This is a genomic window from Streptomyces sp. NPDC087215 (assembly GCF_044744885.1).
Classification (GTDB): Bacteria; Actinomycetota; Actinomycetes; order Streptomycetales; family Streptomycetaceae; genus Streptomyces.
This window is the reverse complement of sequence record NZ_JBIUZD010000001.1, coordinates 469,514-483,185: the sequence shown is the minus strand read 5'-3', so window position 1 is coordinate 483,185 and position 13,672 is coordinate 469,514. Positions and strand designations below refer to the sequence as shown.

The 13,672-nt window shown below is 72.0% G+C and carries 13 protein-coding genes, 2 pseudogenes and 1 CRISPR repeat array (1 of these 16 only partly in view); of the genes and pseudogenes, 7 read left to right on the top strand and 8 right to left on the bottom strand.

Features of this window, described 5'->3' with window-relative positions; genetic code table 11:
* Positions 1–437 precede the first annotated feature (437 nt).
* Both ACIO92_RS02055 and corA read left to right on the top strand, forming a co-directional pair.
* Positions 438–1,505, top strand: a complete 1,068-nt coding sequence (locus ACIO92_RS02055) for a polysaccharide deacetylase family protein (RefSeq protein WP_366444321.1) — start codon at positions 438–440, stop codon at positions 1,503–1,505.
* 348 nt (positions 1,506–1,853) lie between these two features.
* Positions 1,854–2,936 carry a magnesium/cobalt transporter CorA gene (corA, locus tag ACIO92_RS02050; RefSeq protein WP_366444427.1) on the top strand — a complete coding sequence of 361 codons (1,083 nt, stop codon included), beginning with the start codon at positions 1,854–1,856 and terminating at the stop codon, positions 2,934–2,936.
* A 48-nt stretch (positions 2,937–2,984) separates the two neighbouring features.
* On the opposite strand, the gene ACIO92_RS02045 is transcribed toward corA, so the two are convergent.
* From ACIO92_RS02045 to ACIO92_RS02035, 3 genes are all read right to left on the bottom strand, one after another.
* Positions 2,985–4,178, bottom strand: coding sequence for a Clp protease N-terminal domain-containing protein (locus ACIO92_RS02045; RefSeq protein ID WP_402280423.1), 1,194 nt, complete (start codon positions 4,176–4,178; stop codon positions 2,985–2,987).
* Positions 4,179–5,020: 842 nt separating this feature from the next.
* Complete coding sequence (locus ACIO92_RS02040) at positions 5,021–5,359, bottom strand: 4a-hydroxytetrahydrobiopterin dehydratase (RefSeq protein ID WP_402280425.1); 339 nt, start codon at positions 5,357–5,359, stop codon at positions 5,021–5,023.
* Between the two features lies 1 nt (position 5,360).
* Positions 5,361–5,942 (bottom strand): hypothetical protein, encoded by a 582-nt coding sequence (locus tag ACIO92_RS02035; RefSeq protein WP_402280427.1) that lies wholly within the window; start codon positions 5,940–5,942, stop codon positions 5,361–5,363.
* 15 nt (positions 5,943–5,957) lie between these two features.
* On the opposite strand from ACIO92_RS02035, the gene ACIO92_RS02030 reads away from it, so the two are divergent.
* Positions 5,958–6,203 (top strand): helix-turn-helix domain-containing protein, encoded by a 246-nt coding sequence (locus tag ACIO92_RS02030; protein ID WP_402280429.1) that lies wholly within the window; start codon positions 5,958–5,960, stop codon positions 6,201–6,203.
* A gap of 167 nt (positions 6,204–6,370) precedes the next feature.
* Here ACIO92_RS02030 and ACIO92_RS02025 read toward each other — a convergent pair whose 3' ends face one another.
* The 3 genes from ACIO92_RS02025 to ACIO92_RS02015 are packed head-to-tail and all read right to left on the bottom strand — an operon-like array spanning position 6,371 to position 6,968.
* Positions 6,371–6,553: a hypothetical protein gene (locus ACIO92_RS02025; protein ID WP_402280431.1), complete on the bottom strand. Its 183-nt coding sequence runs from the start codon at positions 6,551–6,553 to the stop codon at positions 6,371–6,373.
* Positions 6,550–6,777, bottom strand: coding sequence for a hypothetical protein (locus tag ACIO92_RS02020; RefSeq protein ID WP_402280433.1), 228 nt, complete (start codon positions 6,775–6,777; stop codon positions 6,550–6,552). Before ACIO92_RS02020 ends, ACIO92_RS02025 begins: the two co-directional genes overlap by 4 nt.
* Positions 6,774–6,968 carry a hypothetical protein gene (locus tag ACIO92_RS02015; protein ID WP_402280435.1) on the bottom strand — a complete coding sequence of 65 codons (195 nt, stop codon included), beginning with the start codon at positions 6,966–6,968 and terminating at the stop codon, positions 6,774–6,776. Before ACIO92_RS02015 ends, ACIO92_RS02020 begins: the two co-directional genes overlap by 4 nt.
* A gap of 186 nt (positions 6,969–7,154) precedes the next feature.
* Here ACIO92_RS02015 and ACIO92_RS02010 point away from each other — a divergent pair, with 186 nt between their 5' ends.
* The 3 genes and pseudogenes from ACIO92_RS02010 to ACIO92_RS02000 all read left to right on the top strand — a co-directional run bounded on the left by ACIO92_RS02010 (position 7,155) and on the right by ACIO92_RS02000 (position 10,225).
* Positions 7,155–7,898 (top strand): DUF6879 family protein, encoded by a 744-nt coding sequence (locus ACIO92_RS02010; protein ID WP_402280437.1) that lies wholly within the window; start codon positions 7,155–7,157, stop codon positions 7,896–7,898.
* A 14-nt stretch (positions 7,899–7,912) separates the two neighbouring features.
* A pseudogene (locus tag ACIO92_RS02005) lies at positions 7,913–8,764 on the top strand (helix-turn-helix domain-containing protein).
* Between the two features lie 654 nt (positions 8,765–9,418).
* The gene (locus ACIO92_RS02000; protein ID WP_402280439.1) at positions 9,419–10,225 is read left to right on the top strand and encodes a hypothetical protein; all 807 of its coding nucleotides are present in this window, start codon (positions 9,419–9,421) and stop codon (positions 10,223–10,225) included.
* A gap of 381 nt (positions 10,226–10,606) precedes the next feature.
* Here ACIO92_RS02000 and ACIO92_RS01995 read toward each other — a convergent pair whose 3' ends face one another.
* Positions 10,607–11,041, bottom strand: coding sequence for a hypothetical protein (locus ACIO92_RS01995; RefSeq protein ID WP_402056081.1), 435 nt, complete (start codon positions 11,039–11,041; stop codon positions 10,607–10,609).
* A 243-nt stretch (positions 11,042–11,284) separates the two neighbouring features.
* Between ACIO92_RS01995 and ACIO92_RS01990 the strand changes: the two genes are divergently transcribed.
* Positions 11,285–11,629: a DUF1870 family protein gene (locus tag ACIO92_RS01990; RefSeq protein ID WP_402280440.1), complete on the top strand. Its 345-nt coding sequence runs from the start codon at positions 11,285–11,287 to the stop codon at positions 11,627–11,629.
* Between the two features lie 97 nt (positions 11,630–11,726).
* Here the strand turns inward: ACIO92_RS01990 and ACIO92_RS01985 are convergent.
* Positions 11,727–11,981 (bottom strand): annotated as a pseudogene (locus ACIO92_RS01985) (hypothetical protein).
* Between the two features lie 62 nt (positions 11,982–12,043).
* A CRISPR array of direct repeats spans positions 12,044–13,672; the repeat unit is 29 nt; unit sequence CGGAACACCCCCGCTCGCGCGGGGACCAC (it continues 108 nt past the right edge of the window).

The window sequence follows — 13,672 nt, the reverse complement described above, 5'->3', positions numbered from 1 at the left end:
TCACCGGAACCGCGGCGCGGCGGCAAAACCGCTCGTCAGGGGGCATGGAACGGTCAACCCTTCGGAAAACCGAAGCCAGTTGGCCGTGGATCAGCTCTGTTCTCGCACCATCCGCACTGCGAGACGCGCCTGTCGGACGGGGGTGGGAACCGGCCACGCGCGCCGGTGGCGTAGCCGCGCGGCCGCCGTCCGGGCGTAGCGCCTGCGCCGCCCGTGCCGCTTGTCGTGGTGCCCTCCGTCCCCCTCCGTCCCCCTCCGTCCCCCGAGGCGCATCCACCGTCCGCCCGCACCGTCTCGGGCTCACCGTCCGTGCGGGCGTCCTGGCCTTCTGACCCGCAGACATGCCGGCCCCTGTCCCCACCCCGATCCCCATCACCACTCCCACCCCCACCCCCACCCCCACCCCCACCCCTCATCACCCATCCCGAGGAGAACGCATGTTGTACGCGGGAATCGCCTGGTCGGCCGACGGTTACGAGGTGGAGGTCATCGACGCCGAAGGGAACCGGGCAACGGCTCCGACCCGCTGGGACGCGGAGCGCGTACCGGAGATGACCACCTGGCTCGAAGCGCCAGGACCCGCCTCCGAACCGCCCCGCGCCGTCGTCGTGGAGAGCACCAACGGCCTCGTGGACGGCCTCCTCACGGCGGCCGGCCTCACGGTCTACCGCGCCGACCCCTGGGTGCTCCCCGAGCGCCCCGACTTCGGCTCCGTACCGGCGCGGGCCCTCGCCGAGCGGGCCAGGACCGATCTCGCGTCCCTCGCCCCGCTGACGGCGGAGGGCGGTGGTCAGACCGGCCGTGACGACGACTACCACGGAGGCATCGAGCGCAGCGCCGGGCGCGAGGCCGAACTCGCGCGGGAGGGACGCTGGTTCCGCCACGGTCCGCGCGACCGTGACGAGATCGCCCTGACCTTCGACGACGGTCCCGACCCGGTCTTCACCCGCCAGGTGCTCGACATCCTGGCCCGCTACGAGGTGCGCGCCACCTTCTTCTGCGTGGGCCTCCACGTGCACGCGCTCCCCGACGAGGTGCGGCGGATCGTGGACGCGGGACACGACCTCGGCAACCACACCTGGTCGCACCCGTTCCTGCCCGATCTGACTCCTCGCCAGTTCCGGCTGCAACTGGAGCGCACCGACGAGGCGTTCATGCGTGCGGTGGGCCGGGTCCCGGCGGTCTTCCGTCCACCGTACGGCGCGCGCACCCCGGAGGTCCTGGGAGAGCTCCTGCCCGGTGGGCCCGCGCTGGCCCTGTGGGACGTCGACTCCTGGGACTGGGCCCGCCCAGGCCCGGAGGAGATCGCCCGGACGGTCCTGGACCACACCCGGCCGGGCTCCCTGATCCTGATGCACGACGGCGGCGGCGACCGCCGCCAGAGCGTGGCGGCCCTGCCCGCCGTGATCGAGGGACTGCTGGAGAGGAACCTGCGCTTCGTGGCGGCGGAGGCACTGAGGGGCGGGGCGCGGACGGAGGGCGCGGGAGCGAGCCACGAGGGGTGAGGGGTACGACAGGCCCCCGGCTCGCACCGGAGCTTTCTCCTTCCAGCACACGTGACTCGTGAGGGGCTTCCTGCCCGTGCGCACCTGGCGCGTCCGGGGCTGGACTCCCTTGTGTCCGGCGGCCCGTGAGGTGCCCTTCGCCTTCCGCCGGTAATGGGGACCTTCCCCTTACGGCGAGCCCGCGCGCACGCGGGGGCCGCCCCTCGCGTCGCACCCTGCTCCGGTCCGGTCCGGTCCGGTCGGTCGTCCGGTCCGGACCGGCGCCGTCGGCGCGCCGTGAATGTCTGTCGCGTGTCAGAAGGGACTGGCAGACTGACCGCCGGTCTGCCGAAGGAGCCCCAGTTGTCCATGATTCGCCGTCTGCGCAGTGCCGTCAGCCGGACGTACCGGCGGACGGTCGATCTGAGCCACCCGGCGCGTTCACCGCTCGGCAGCGCCGTCGTCAACTGCGTGGTCTACGACGACGGGGTGCGGCAGGACGGCGTCAGGTCCGCCGAGGAGGCCGTGCGGCACGTCCACAAGAAGGACGGCTCCTTCGTGTGGATCGGTCTGCACGAGCCGACGGAGAAGGAGTTCGCGGGACTGGCCGAGCTGTTCGGACTGCATCCGCTGGCGGTCGAGGACGCCGTCCACGCCCACCAGCGGCCGAAGCTGGAGCAGTACGGCGACGTGCTCTTCGCGGTCTTCAAGACCGTCTGCTACGTGGAGCACGAGGAGCTGACCGCCACGAGCGAGGTCGTCGACACCGGAGAGCTGATGGCCTTCACCGGCCCCGGCTTCGTCATCACCATCCGCCACGGGGGCCACGGATCGCTCGGCCCGCTCCGCGAGGCCCTGGAGGCGGAGCCCGAGCAGCTGGCGAAGGGACCCTCCGCCGTCCTGCACGCCATAGCGGACCATGTCGTCGACGACTACCTCGCCGTCGCCGAGGAGGTCCAGGACGACCTGGACGCGATCGAGACCGCTGTCTTCTCCCCGCAGGGCGACCGTGCCGACGCGGGCCGCATCTATCAGCTCAAGCGTGAACTCCTGGAACTGCGAAGGGCGGTGACACCGCTCGGCAGACCGCTCCAGCGGCTCTCGACCGAGCCGGTCGCGATCATCGCGCCGGAGTTCCGCGCGTACTTCCGTGACGTGAGCGACCATCTGGCCCGGGTCACCGAGCAGATCGCCTCGTACGACACCCTGCTCGACTCGATCCTCCAGGCCCACCTCGCACAGGTCACCGTCGCCCAGAACGAGGACATGCGCAAGATCACCGCCTGGGCCGCGATCGTTGCCGTCCCCACCATGGTCTGCGGGGTCTACGGCATGAACTTCGAGCACATGCCCGAACTGCGCTGGACCTACGGCTATCCCCTGGTCCTCTGCGTCATCGCCACCGCCTGCGTCTTCATCCACCGGGGCTTCCGCCGCAACGGCTGGCTCTGACGGTCCGCCCCGGGAGGGGACCCCGGCGACGCGGAGCCGCCCGCCCGGTCAGTCACCCGCCGGCGAGGACAGGGCGTCGACCAGTTGCCGGGCGCGCGTCCCTTCCGCCAGGAGGGCCTCGACCAGGGGACCCGTACCCGGATCGGCCGCCGGTTCCCCGCCGGAACGGGCGGCGGCTCCGGAACCGGGTGTCCGTGTCGGGTCCGGGCCCCCGGCCCTGCCGAGGTACTGCTCGACGGGCCGGGCGTCGGGTGTCAGACGAAGCCGGCCGGTGGTGAGGGCACGGTGCGCAGAGATGTAGTCGACGCCCAGACGGGCCAGCCGCTCGCCGCCCGCGTGAGGGGAGCCGGGGCCGGGGGAGTTCCGCCCGGCCAGGTGCGGGTAGCGGAGTGCGACCTCGTGGGTGGCCAGGACCGCCAGGAGTACGTGTTCCGTGCCCGCCGTTCCGCCGCCCAGCCGACGGGCCTGCTCGTACGTCTCCATCCTGACCCAAAAGGCGGGCCGAGAAGCCCAGTTGACGCCTCCCAGCTTGAGCAGCCACCGCATCCAGAAGGGCGCCCGGCGGTAGTGGTCGTGGCCGAGGAGGACATCGCGGGTGGCGTGCAGCAGGGGGTCGAGGTCGTCCGTCCGGCTGTCGGCGGGGTCGGTGCCGCTGATGCTTTGGATGTGGCCGGGTGCGCCGGGTGCGCCGGGTGCGCCGGGTGTGCCGGGTGTGTTGGCTGTGCCGGGTCCGCCGGGTCCGCCGGTTGTGCTGGTCCGGCCGGTTCCGTCGTCGAGACGGGCGAGAACGGCCCCCGGCGCGATCCCGCACGCGCCCAGCGCCTCCACTGCGCGGTTGTCCCCTTCGAGGAGACCCCGCAGCAGATGCGCGGCGCCGAACTTCTTGGCGTCCTCCCGTCGGGCCTGTTCCATCGCGGCGGTCAGCGCCCTGGCTGCCGCCCCCGTGTAGCGGGTGCGCCGTTCGCCCTCCGCTCCGAGGACGTCCTGCTCGGTGACGACGTGCTCCGCGTCGTCGTCGGAACTCCACGCGCCGTCCCGGTCCAACCGGTCCCGGAGCACCGCGAGGAGCACGACCTTGGTCGCGCCTTCGGCCCCGAGCGCCTCGCGTGCCGCTCCCTTGGCCGAGGTGATCCCGGCCAGCAGGTGCTCGCTGCCGACGGGATCTCCGGCACCCGACCGCGCTCCGCGCGCGGCCCCGAGGATTCCCACGGTGTTCCAGTCGGGTGACGTCGTCGCTGCCATGCGGCCCATTCCTCTTCTCGCCGGTCCTGCCCGACAGCCTCCCCGACCAGCGCGGAGACCACATCGCCCCACGGAACGATCTCCTCCTGCTCCCTGAGACGCACAGCGCGTACGGGAAGTGGGCACGGGGTACGAGGCCCAGAACCGGGCCCGCACGGAACGGACCGTGTCCCACCACACCCGTGGCCGGATCGGGCGGGCCCGCCGTCCAGGGGATGGCGGCCCCGGGCCCATGTCATCGAGCCCGCGTCACCTCCTACGAGCAACCCGCCCCACTTCGGAAGGCCACCGACGCCCACCGCGAACGCCTCCCGCACGCTCGGGCCCGCCGACGGTCTGACTCCTCCCGGCCGGGGGCCGGGAACGGCGGCTTCGCCCCACAGGTGCGGGCCCGACCCTCGCGGCACAAGGCTGGCGGAGCACCGAGACCCCGCCCGCACCTCGACCTCCGGGCCGAGGAGGAACAGGTCTCCGCTCGCGCGGGAGCACACCTAGAACCCGCGTTCACCAGGCGGGACCGACGTGCAGGCCTCTGGCTGTGTGCGACACGACGTTCGGTCCGCCCGCACGGACGTGACAAGCGCGACCACGAGTCCGGCCATCAGGAGCACATAGAGGATCCGCCACGGCAGAGCCACCCGGAATGGGCCGCGCAGCACGCTCACGCCAAGAAGGATCATGAATATCAAGACGAACAGAAGCAGCGTCACCAAAAGAGCCGACATAGCGCCACCCTACGGCCGCGCGGACGCTCCCGGACAGCCGCAGATCGCCAACTAGGCTTTTGACAGGCAAGGTTGGAGCCGATTCGCCGGAGCGGTGGGCGCGCTGCCACAGCCGGATCACACGCCCCCATGGCCTACTCGCCCGAGAGGCTCGGCAAGGTGCGCGGCGGCGATCGAGTCGATGCGACGAGCGAGATCGAAATCAGCTTCGGTGAGCCGGTGGCCGACATCGTGAGTCGTGATCCCGAAGCGGACCCTTCCCCAGCGCAGGTCGATGTCGGCGTGGTGCCCGACCAGCCGCTCCACGTCCGCGACGTGCACGATCATCGCGACGCCGCCGTGGTACCGGATCCCGTACGAGCGGGTGATCTCCTCTCCGTCCCGGCGCCACCCAGGCAGGCCCGCGAGCGCGGCCTCGATCTCGTCCTCCGCCAGCGGCGTCTTCTCGTCCGACACGTCAGCTCCCCTCCCTCACCGGTGCCGGAGCCTCGGCCAGGCACCGGCCCACCGGCGCATCGTGCCACGGCCACATCGCCCGCTCCAGGGTGACCAGTTCCCGCCGCACCCGGGCCGATCCCGTCTCCACCGCGATCTCCACGACCTCACGCGCGATCTCCACCGCCTGCTCCGGCTCTACGCCACGGCCTCCGCAGCCGTGGCGTACCGGGCCATGTGGACACCGCGGTCCCGGCGGGCGGTCGACGGCACGGCGGCGAGCACCTGAGTCCACAGCGCGGCCCGCTTCGGTGCCGAGGCACCCGTAGCAGGTGGCGCGCCGCACCTCCAGGTAGCCGGGCGTCCGCCGACAGGCGTTGCCCCAGAGCGGCTCATCGTCGACCCGAGGCCGGTCGGCTGCGTCGATGAGCCGGTCGACAGCGGCACGGCCGCGCGGGAGGCCGACGCCGTGGGCCTGCTGCCGCATCGCCAGGATGCGGACCGTCGGCACGACGGCGGACGGCTCGTCGAGGGCGGCCTCGCACAGGTCGACGCCGCTGGCCCCGTCGCCGAGGTCGGTTCGGACCTGTGCCGAGTTCACCATGGCGTAGCCGATGAGGTGCGGGTCACGAGCCCGGAGCGCAATCTCCCGCGATGCCCCGCCAGAACGCTGTCGGCGATCGGCGCCCAGATCCGGGCCGCCCGAGAGCGGGCGAACCTCCGGCAGGAGGCAGTAGCTCACGCGATTCCCATGGACCGGGCCGCCTGCAACCGGATCGAGCAGGGGCACTCGTCCGCGACGCTCGACACCCTGCTGCTCATCGCCCGAGCCATCGGCGTGCCTCTCGCGGAGCTGGTGCGGTAGCCCCGGCCGTCACTGGCGTACCGGCCGGGGCCCGTCCCTGCTCGCCCGTTGTCCGCCGTAGGCCGGGCGAGCAGGAGATCAGGGGTGCTATCTGAGGATGTTGAGGGCCAGGACGGCGAGCAGGGCGAGCACGGTCACCAGGTAGACGGCCTGGCGGTGCCACTCCCTCACCGGGTGTCCGGCCGGGCCGGGGGCTTGTCGAGGGACGGGTCCAGGCACACGAGGCGGGTGGCGTGGACCAGGACGTCGGGCCGGGCCCCCGAGAAGGACAACACCTCGACCCGCCGAGGGACGCCACGGATCGGCCGGTCGCACGTCGCACAGACCGGCGGGCCGTAGGCGCTGCTCACGATGCCTCCTCGGCCGGGCGGGCGATCAGGTCGGCCGAGACGACCTCGCGGTAGGCCCGGTGGCCGGTGCGCCCGGCGTGCTCCAGGGCCCACAGGTCCGGCTCGCTGAGAATCGTGCTGACGGGCGAGCACTGCTCGCACTCCCGGCACGAGGCGTAGCGGGCCGGGGCCTGCCGGTCGGGATCGGCGCCGATCGTCCACGTGGCGAAGCGCAGGCGCGTCACTGGTCTTCCTCCCGGCCGTCGGTGAACTCGTAGAGAGGGAACACCCCCGCCTTGGCCGCGCAGCCCTTGTGGGCGTAGATATGCGCGCCGCTGCCGTACGCGGTGCGCTGGATTCGGACGCACGCGTCGGCCTCGGGGTCGGTCGTGGAGCAGGAGGTACGGGCCCGCGCTCCACTGGTCCTCGTCAGCATGTGCCGGACCGTAGGCGCCCGTTGGCAGCGTGTGCGAGCGGATGTTCTCGAATGTTCTCCTGGACCTTCCAGCTGGTCGCGGCTGGTCGCATTCGGGTGCCCGAAGGTCGTGGCGGGGGCTCCCTGCGGGGGCTCCCTGCATGGCCAAGCTGGGGCGCCAACAGCGTGACCAAGGGGAGGATCGCCATGTCCCGACGCCTGCGCTTCATCGGCACCGACAGCAAGAACGGCGGCTGCCCCGCCCTGCACGAGGACACCGCCACCGGCGAGGTCATCGTCCAGGGCCGTCCGCTCACCGACCCTGCAGACCTCGACCGGCTCCAGCACTTCGGCCCGGAGGACGCGGCCGTCGTCGTGCCGCGCGAACCGCTCGTCCACCACGCCCCGAAGGAGATGCCGAGGGTGCCCACGATCATCAGCGCGGCCGAGTTCGGCCAGCTGTTCCACACCTTCGAGTACTCGGCGTGGCACCTGGAGACCCGCCGCCGGTACGCCAGCGACGAAGAGGACTACAGCGCCTTCCTGGAGACCGGCGAGGCCCCGATGGACCTCGACACCGACTGGTGCCGGAGCATCACCGCACAGACCGCCGCCGGGAAGTACGTCGGGCGCGTCCGGGTCGTCGACTCGCCGCCGACCGTCGGCCAGCTGTTCCTCCAGTCCTACGCCCGCTGCAACGCGGCCACCGGCGAAGACGTCCGAAGCATCTCGCGTACCGACGCCGACGCCCTGCTGCTCCCCGCTGAGGAGTTCTGGATCTTCGACAGCCGTCTCGTCGCGGTGCTCCGCTTCGACGAGGCGGACGCCTGGAACGACGTCGAGGTCATCACCGAGCCCGCGCAGGTGCTCCGGTACGTCCAGGTCCGGGACGCGGTCACGGCGGCCTCTCAGCCGTTCGACGTGTTCGCGGCCCAGCACGGCGACCGGTAGGAGGCGGCGCCCCGGTGAGCACGGACTACCAGCAGGCACGCGTGGCGCTCGGCATCCGCCTCCGGGAGCTACGCCTCAACGCCGCTGACGGCCGCCTCACCGGCCCCCAGCTCGGCCAGCGGTGCGGCTTGGCCCCACTCGAAGATCTACAAACTGGAGAACGGCCGCCAGACCCCCAGCCCTGCAGACCTCACGGCTTGGGCCGACGCCGTCGGCCACCCCGGGGCGGTGGCGGAACTCCTCACCCGGCTCCGTGGGTACGAGTCGCAGATCCGTTCCTGGCGCCGTCGGCTCGCATCCGGACACCGCCCCGTCCAGGACGAGTGGGCCGTCGCCGTCAACGAGGCCCGAACGATCCACGTCTGGGAGGAGGCGGTGATTCCGGGGATGCTCCAGACCGCGGACTACGCCCGGCACGTGTTCCTCGGTACGCCGAACTCCAGGGCACGACGCCGGACACCGAGGCCGCGGTCCGCTCCCGGATGCGGCGCCAGGACTGGTTGTACGAGAGCGGGCGCCGCCTCCACGCCCTCGTGTGGGAGGCCGCTCTCCAGGTCCTGATCTGTCCGCCGCCCGTGCTGGCCGGCCAACTGGACCGGCTGTCCGGGACCGTCGGGATGGACACGGTGGAGCTGGGCGTGATCCCGCTCGGTGTCCCGCTGCGGATTCCGCCCGCGAACGGGTTCTGGGTGCTGGATGAGCGGCTGGTGATCACGGAGGACTGGCACTCGGAGTCGTGGCTGGACGACGAGGAGACGGTGGCCTCGTACGCGCGTGTGTGGCGGACGTTGCGCCGCTCGGCGGTGGTGGGAGCGGAGGCGCAGGCGGTGATCGGGAGGGCCCGGCGGGCGCTGCCGGTGCGGTGAGCGTGGAGTGTCGGAGCAGGGGCATACGATCCGCCGGTGGCGATTGAACTGACCGACGAACTGATCATGCTGAAGACCCGGGCCTGGGAGTAGATGCAGGCCAGGGCGTTGACCGTGGACACGGCGGCTGCTGTGCGGGCCGCTGTCACCGCGCACGCGAAGGCGAGCGGGCGGTCCCGGCGACGTGGAGTTGGAGCTGGAGTTCCGCGTTCGGGATCCGGAGGCGTACGAGGCTCGCGAGCGGAAGCGTCGGGAGGCCGAAGCCGCGAAGAAGTAGCCGGGCGCAACGAAGCAGCCCCCTCCGCCTCGACGGAGGGGGCGTCTGCTCCCAGGCTCTTACAGAGCGAGGGTGTACCGGACGACGGTCGACTCGCACGTCTCGGCGTACACCCCCAGAGCGTCCGCCTCCGGCTGGTCCGCGCTCAGACCCCAGCGGAGCTTCGTGGCCACCCATTCGCCGACGTACCGGCAGTCTCGCTTTCCACGGGGACTGCACGAGAGTTGCCGACGCTGTCAGGGGGTGGGGCTACGGTACGGCGTCGTGGACATTGGTGATCTTGACTATCGGGTCCGGACGCAGTCCGGCTGCATCCCGCCGCTCCCGACGAGCATCGTTGCGACGACCCATGGTGCTGCCGTGACCTCGACCCCGACATGGCGATCGGACTGCCCGCCACGATCCGCGACCGCCAACGCCGCATCGACGACGCCATCGCCCTGCTGCGCACCCGGGACAACAACTCGCTCAACAACCGGGACCAGCTGGCCGATCTGCTGGCCCGGCAAGGCCGGACCGAGGAACTGCACGCATACGCGGCAAGCGAGCCGCTCGGGCACGCCGCTCGGCGTCTGGCGGAACTGCTGGAGGAACGCGGCGACGTGGAGGGCGCGATCGCCGTGTATCGGCAGTTCGGTGACGTGTCCGTCTGCCCGGGAAACGTGGCGGTGGATCTCGCGCAACTCCTGTCGCGCCACGGCCGGGTCGAAGAGGCGGTTGAGGTGATGCGCGCGCTGGTCGACGCTCCTGGCGGTGCCGAGGACTGGATCGTCCACGTCCTCTGCACCCTCTATGCCGACCAGGGGCGCCCTCAGGACGGCCTGGCCTGCCTCGACGCCCTCAAGGCACGTCGTGGCGAGGAGGAGTGGGAACTCTTCTGGATCCGGCTTCCGCTGATGGCCGCCTGTGACCGGGTTGACGAAGCGGTTGAGCAGACCAGGAATCATCCCGAGGGCGGGACGTCGTACGCGGTGGCGCACGTTGCCAGGCTGCTGGCCGGCGCCGGACGTCTCGAGGAGGCCGTTGCCGCACTCGAACCTCACTCGCCGGCCAACAGCCATGACCTGGCCGGGTACCTCATCGACCTCGGCCGTGTGGAGCAAGCCGTAGCCGTCCTCCAGCAGCACCGACCCACGCCGCCCCCACCGTCACCCGGCCCCTGGCACCACACACCGCCGTTCTGAACAAACGTGATGGTGTCGCGGTCCGTCTGGCGACAAGCCTGCTCCCCGTCGTCGTTCTCGACGGGACTGTCCGCCCGGCCAGGCCGCTTTCAGCGTCCGTAAGGGCGGACCGGCTAAGCCGGGACTGGTCGCGGCCCCGCCCAGGACTGCCCGTCATGCTCGGGACCAGTCGCCCGGCTCTGCCGGGCCGACCTCGGTGGGACTTCTCCGGCCCGGCCCGTACACGCACTCTGAGTTTGCGGCCCCCGGGCGGTCTGTGTCCGGAGGTTCCGGTGCCGTTCCCGGGGCGGGGTGCTGTCGCAGGGGCTCAGAGTGCGTGGGTCACCGGGGTGGCGGCGAGTCGCTCTTGGTGCGGGCTCGGGAGCCGGGTGGAGCCTCTGGTCAGCAGGACACCACTGCCGAGACGGTCGCGGTCGACGGGGGCCAGCCCCACTGGTCCACGGAGAAGTTGCCGGTGACCGTCGAACCGCACGGCGCGGTGGTGACGATGCTGCCGACCGAGGTCGTGCCCGCCTGCACGAGCACGGTCGGGTTGATGGGCGCGATCGGGGCGCTGCCGACGACCGTGCCGGAGACCGTGAAGCCGACCTGCTGGGGCTGCCACCCGGAGTTGGTCGTGGCTGCGACCCCGTAGAAGCGGACCTGGTTGCCGGTCACCTCGACACAGGCCCTGGTCAGCAGGATCCCGGGCGCACCGGGGGTGCCGCAGGTGACGACGGCGCCGACCGGCCCGGTCGGCGCGGCGACGGCTTCCTGGCCGGTGGCCAGGGTAGCCAGGGTCGCAGCGGCGACCGCAACAGTGGCAAGACTCTTCATGGGGTCCCTCCCTCTTCCTTGCTCTCATCTCAGAGCAATGTGAAATGTCACATACCTTACGGGGGGATCATGCCAGTGCATCGAGGTGGGCAGCGCCGGATTCCGAGGGGAAAGGGTGTTCTTCTACTGGTTCCGGCCACCGAATGGCCTGAACGCTGTGTCAGTGGCCACGCAAGGAGCTGCCGCACTCGCATCGATGTCAGCGGCGAAGGACGTAGCCGAACTCAGACGCGTTCTGGTGACGTGGCCGCCGGCCCGAGCGGTCGGCCTCCCGCGAGATCGGGAGGGTCCGGCCGCGCCGACGACTGGCTTGGCGGCCACCTCGGCGTCTCCTCGTGGACCGTCCGGCACTGGGAGCAGGGCAAGTACCCCATCCCTGACGGGGCGCGTCTGGAGATCGAAGACCTTGAGCGTCGCACCGGCGAGTTCGTCAGCGGCGTCGTGGAGAAGCTGATGGACATGCCCGACCCGGGCGTCCTCACCTACCGGGACGACGCCGAGTACCACACCGCGCACCCGGACGTCCCTTCCCGGCCTCCTGGAACCGCGCCGTCGTCGCCCGCGTCGCACAGGAAGTTCCCGGGCTGAGGATCGCGTACGAAAGTGACGCATCGGAAGGCTGACCCTGGATACGACGAAGCGGCCCCCTCCCGCGCACGCAGCGCGAGAGGGGGCGTACCGGCGTTCAGTGGGCGGCGAGCTGCCACACGGCGATCAGCAGCCCCCCGCCCGCCGTGACCGCGGCGATGCTCGCGAGCGGTCACCTGCTCTTCCCCAGGGCATCGAGACGGGCCTCGTGGTCGGCGAGCTGCTTGTCCGTCTGGTCCGAGCGCTGCGCCAGCAGAGCGAGCGACCCGTCGCCCCGGGCGAACTCGGCCTCCATCGTGCCGCGCATCCGTTCCAGTTCCAGGGCGCCCTGTCCCGACTCGGTCGGCGTCATGACCGGTCCCGGGGCACCCACCCGACGGTGCCCTGGTCCCCGATCAGCGAGCCGACCGCAGCCGGAACACCCCCGCTCGCGCGGGGACCACGCGGCCATGACGTCCTCGACCTCGTCTCTCAACGGAACACCCCCGCTCGCGCGGGGACCACGACCGTGGGGGAAGCGCGGCCCGCCTCGATCTCGGAACACCCCCGCTCGCGCGGGGACCACCACGGCGGGGCCTGAGGCGTTTCTGCGCTCATCGGAACACCCCCGCTCGCGCGGGGACCACCCGCGCTCATCGCCTCCGCCGAGACGGCGGGGCGGAACACCCCCGCTCGCGCGGGGACCACACCTACACGGTCACCGACGCGGCCGGAGGGTCCGGAACACCCCCGCTCGCGCGGGGACCACGGCCGCCGGGAGAAGACCCCCAAGCCCGGCTTCGGAACACCCCCGCTCGCGCGGGGACCACGTGCTTGCGCGTTCGTGCAGCAGGGCCTGCGGCGGAACACCCCCGCTCGCGCGGGGACCACGGCCTGGGCGCGGCGGACAGTGTCGGCGATCCGGGAACACCCCCGCTCGCGCGGGGACCACTCCCACAGGCTGGCGCGCTGCTCCTGGAGCCGCGGAACACCCCCGCTCGCGCGGGGACCACGAAAGAGAGCCCCTCCCGATGACCCGCACCACCGGAACACCCCCGCTCGCGCGGGGACCACGCCGGGTTGAACACCCGGTACCGCAGCCCGCCCGGAACACCCCCGCTCGCGCGGGGACCACCTGGAGGACGGTTCCGGCCTGTTCGGCCGTCACGGAACACCCCCGCTCGCGCGGGGACCACAAGAACGTCCCCCACTACGCCACCGACCGCAGCGGAACACCCCCGCTCGCGCGGGGACCACCCGAGCGCGGGCAAGACGACCAGCCACGCCACCGGAACACCCCCGCTCGCGCGGGGACCACGCGGCTCGCCGGAGCCCCGCAGCGCCGAAGACCGGAACACCCCCGCTCGCGCGGGGACCACGCGGCTCGCCGGAGCCCCGCAGCGCCGAAGACCGGAACACCCCCGCTCGCGCGGGGACCACACGGCCTCGGGCCGAAGCTCGGCCAGTACGTTCGGAACACCCCCGCTCGCGCGGGGACCACGACCCGGACGACTCCCAACTCCTGCCCTCGTTCGGAACACCCCCGCTCGCGCGGGGACCACCCCTTCGCCAGGTCGACCAGGAAAATGCTCATCGGAACACCCCCGCTCGCGCGGGGACCACAACGCAGGCGGCAGCATGAACGCGACGCCGTCCGGAACACCCCCGCTCGCGCGGGGACCACAGGGGGCGCGAGCGGCACGGGCTCCGGCAGAACGGAACACCCCCGCTCGCGCGGGGACCACGCGCACTTCCGCCAGCAGATCCAGGACGGTGAAGGAACACCCCCGCTCGCGCGGGGACCACCGCAACGAGCTGGGGCAGCTCGGTGACACCGTCGGAACACCCCCGCTCGCGCGGGGACCACTGACCACCACCACCGGACCCGCCTCTGCCGCGCGGAACACCCCCGCTCGCGCGGGGACCACGCCCGGCCCCCGCCCCCGTGCCCGCCGGGCCGCGGAACACCCCCGCTCGCGCGGGGACCACGCAACGGAAGTGGCGCCGGACCACACGATGCCCGGAACACCCCCGCTCGCGCGGGGACCACGAGATACGGTGTTG

Coding starts and splice junctions, on each gene's coding strand:
- ACIO92_RS02055 (WP_366444321.1), top strand. CDS start 438: ATGTTGTACGCGGGAATCGCCTGGTCGGCCGACGGTTACGAGGTGGAG.
- corA (WP_366444427.1), top strand. CDS start 1,854: ATGATTCGCCGTCTGCGCAGTGCCGTCAGCCGGACGTACCGGCGGACG.
- ACIO92_RS02045 (WP_402280423.1), bottom strand. CDS start 4,178: ATGGCAGCGACGACGTCACCCGACTGGAACACCGTGGGAATCCTCGGG.
- ACIO92_RS02035 (WP_402280427.1), bottom strand. CDS start 5,942: ATGGTGAACTCGGCACAGGTCCGAACCGACCTCGGCGACGGGGCCAGC.
- ACIO92_RS02015 (WP_402280435.1), bottom strand. CDS start 6,968: ATGCTGACGAGGACCAGTGGAGCGCGGGCCCGTACCTCCTGCTCCACG.
- ACIO92_RS02010 (WP_402280437.1), top strand. CDS start 7,155: ATGTCCCGACGCCTGCGCTTCATCGGCACCGACAGCAAGAACGGCGGC.
- ACIO92_RS02000 (WP_402280439.1), top strand. CDS start 9,419: ATGGCGATCGGACTGCCCGCCACGATCCGCGACCGCCAACGCCGCATC.
- ACIO92_RS01995 (WP_402056081.1), bottom strand. CDS start 11,041: ATGAAGAGTCTTGCCACTGTTGCGGTCGCCGCTGCGACCCTGGCTACC.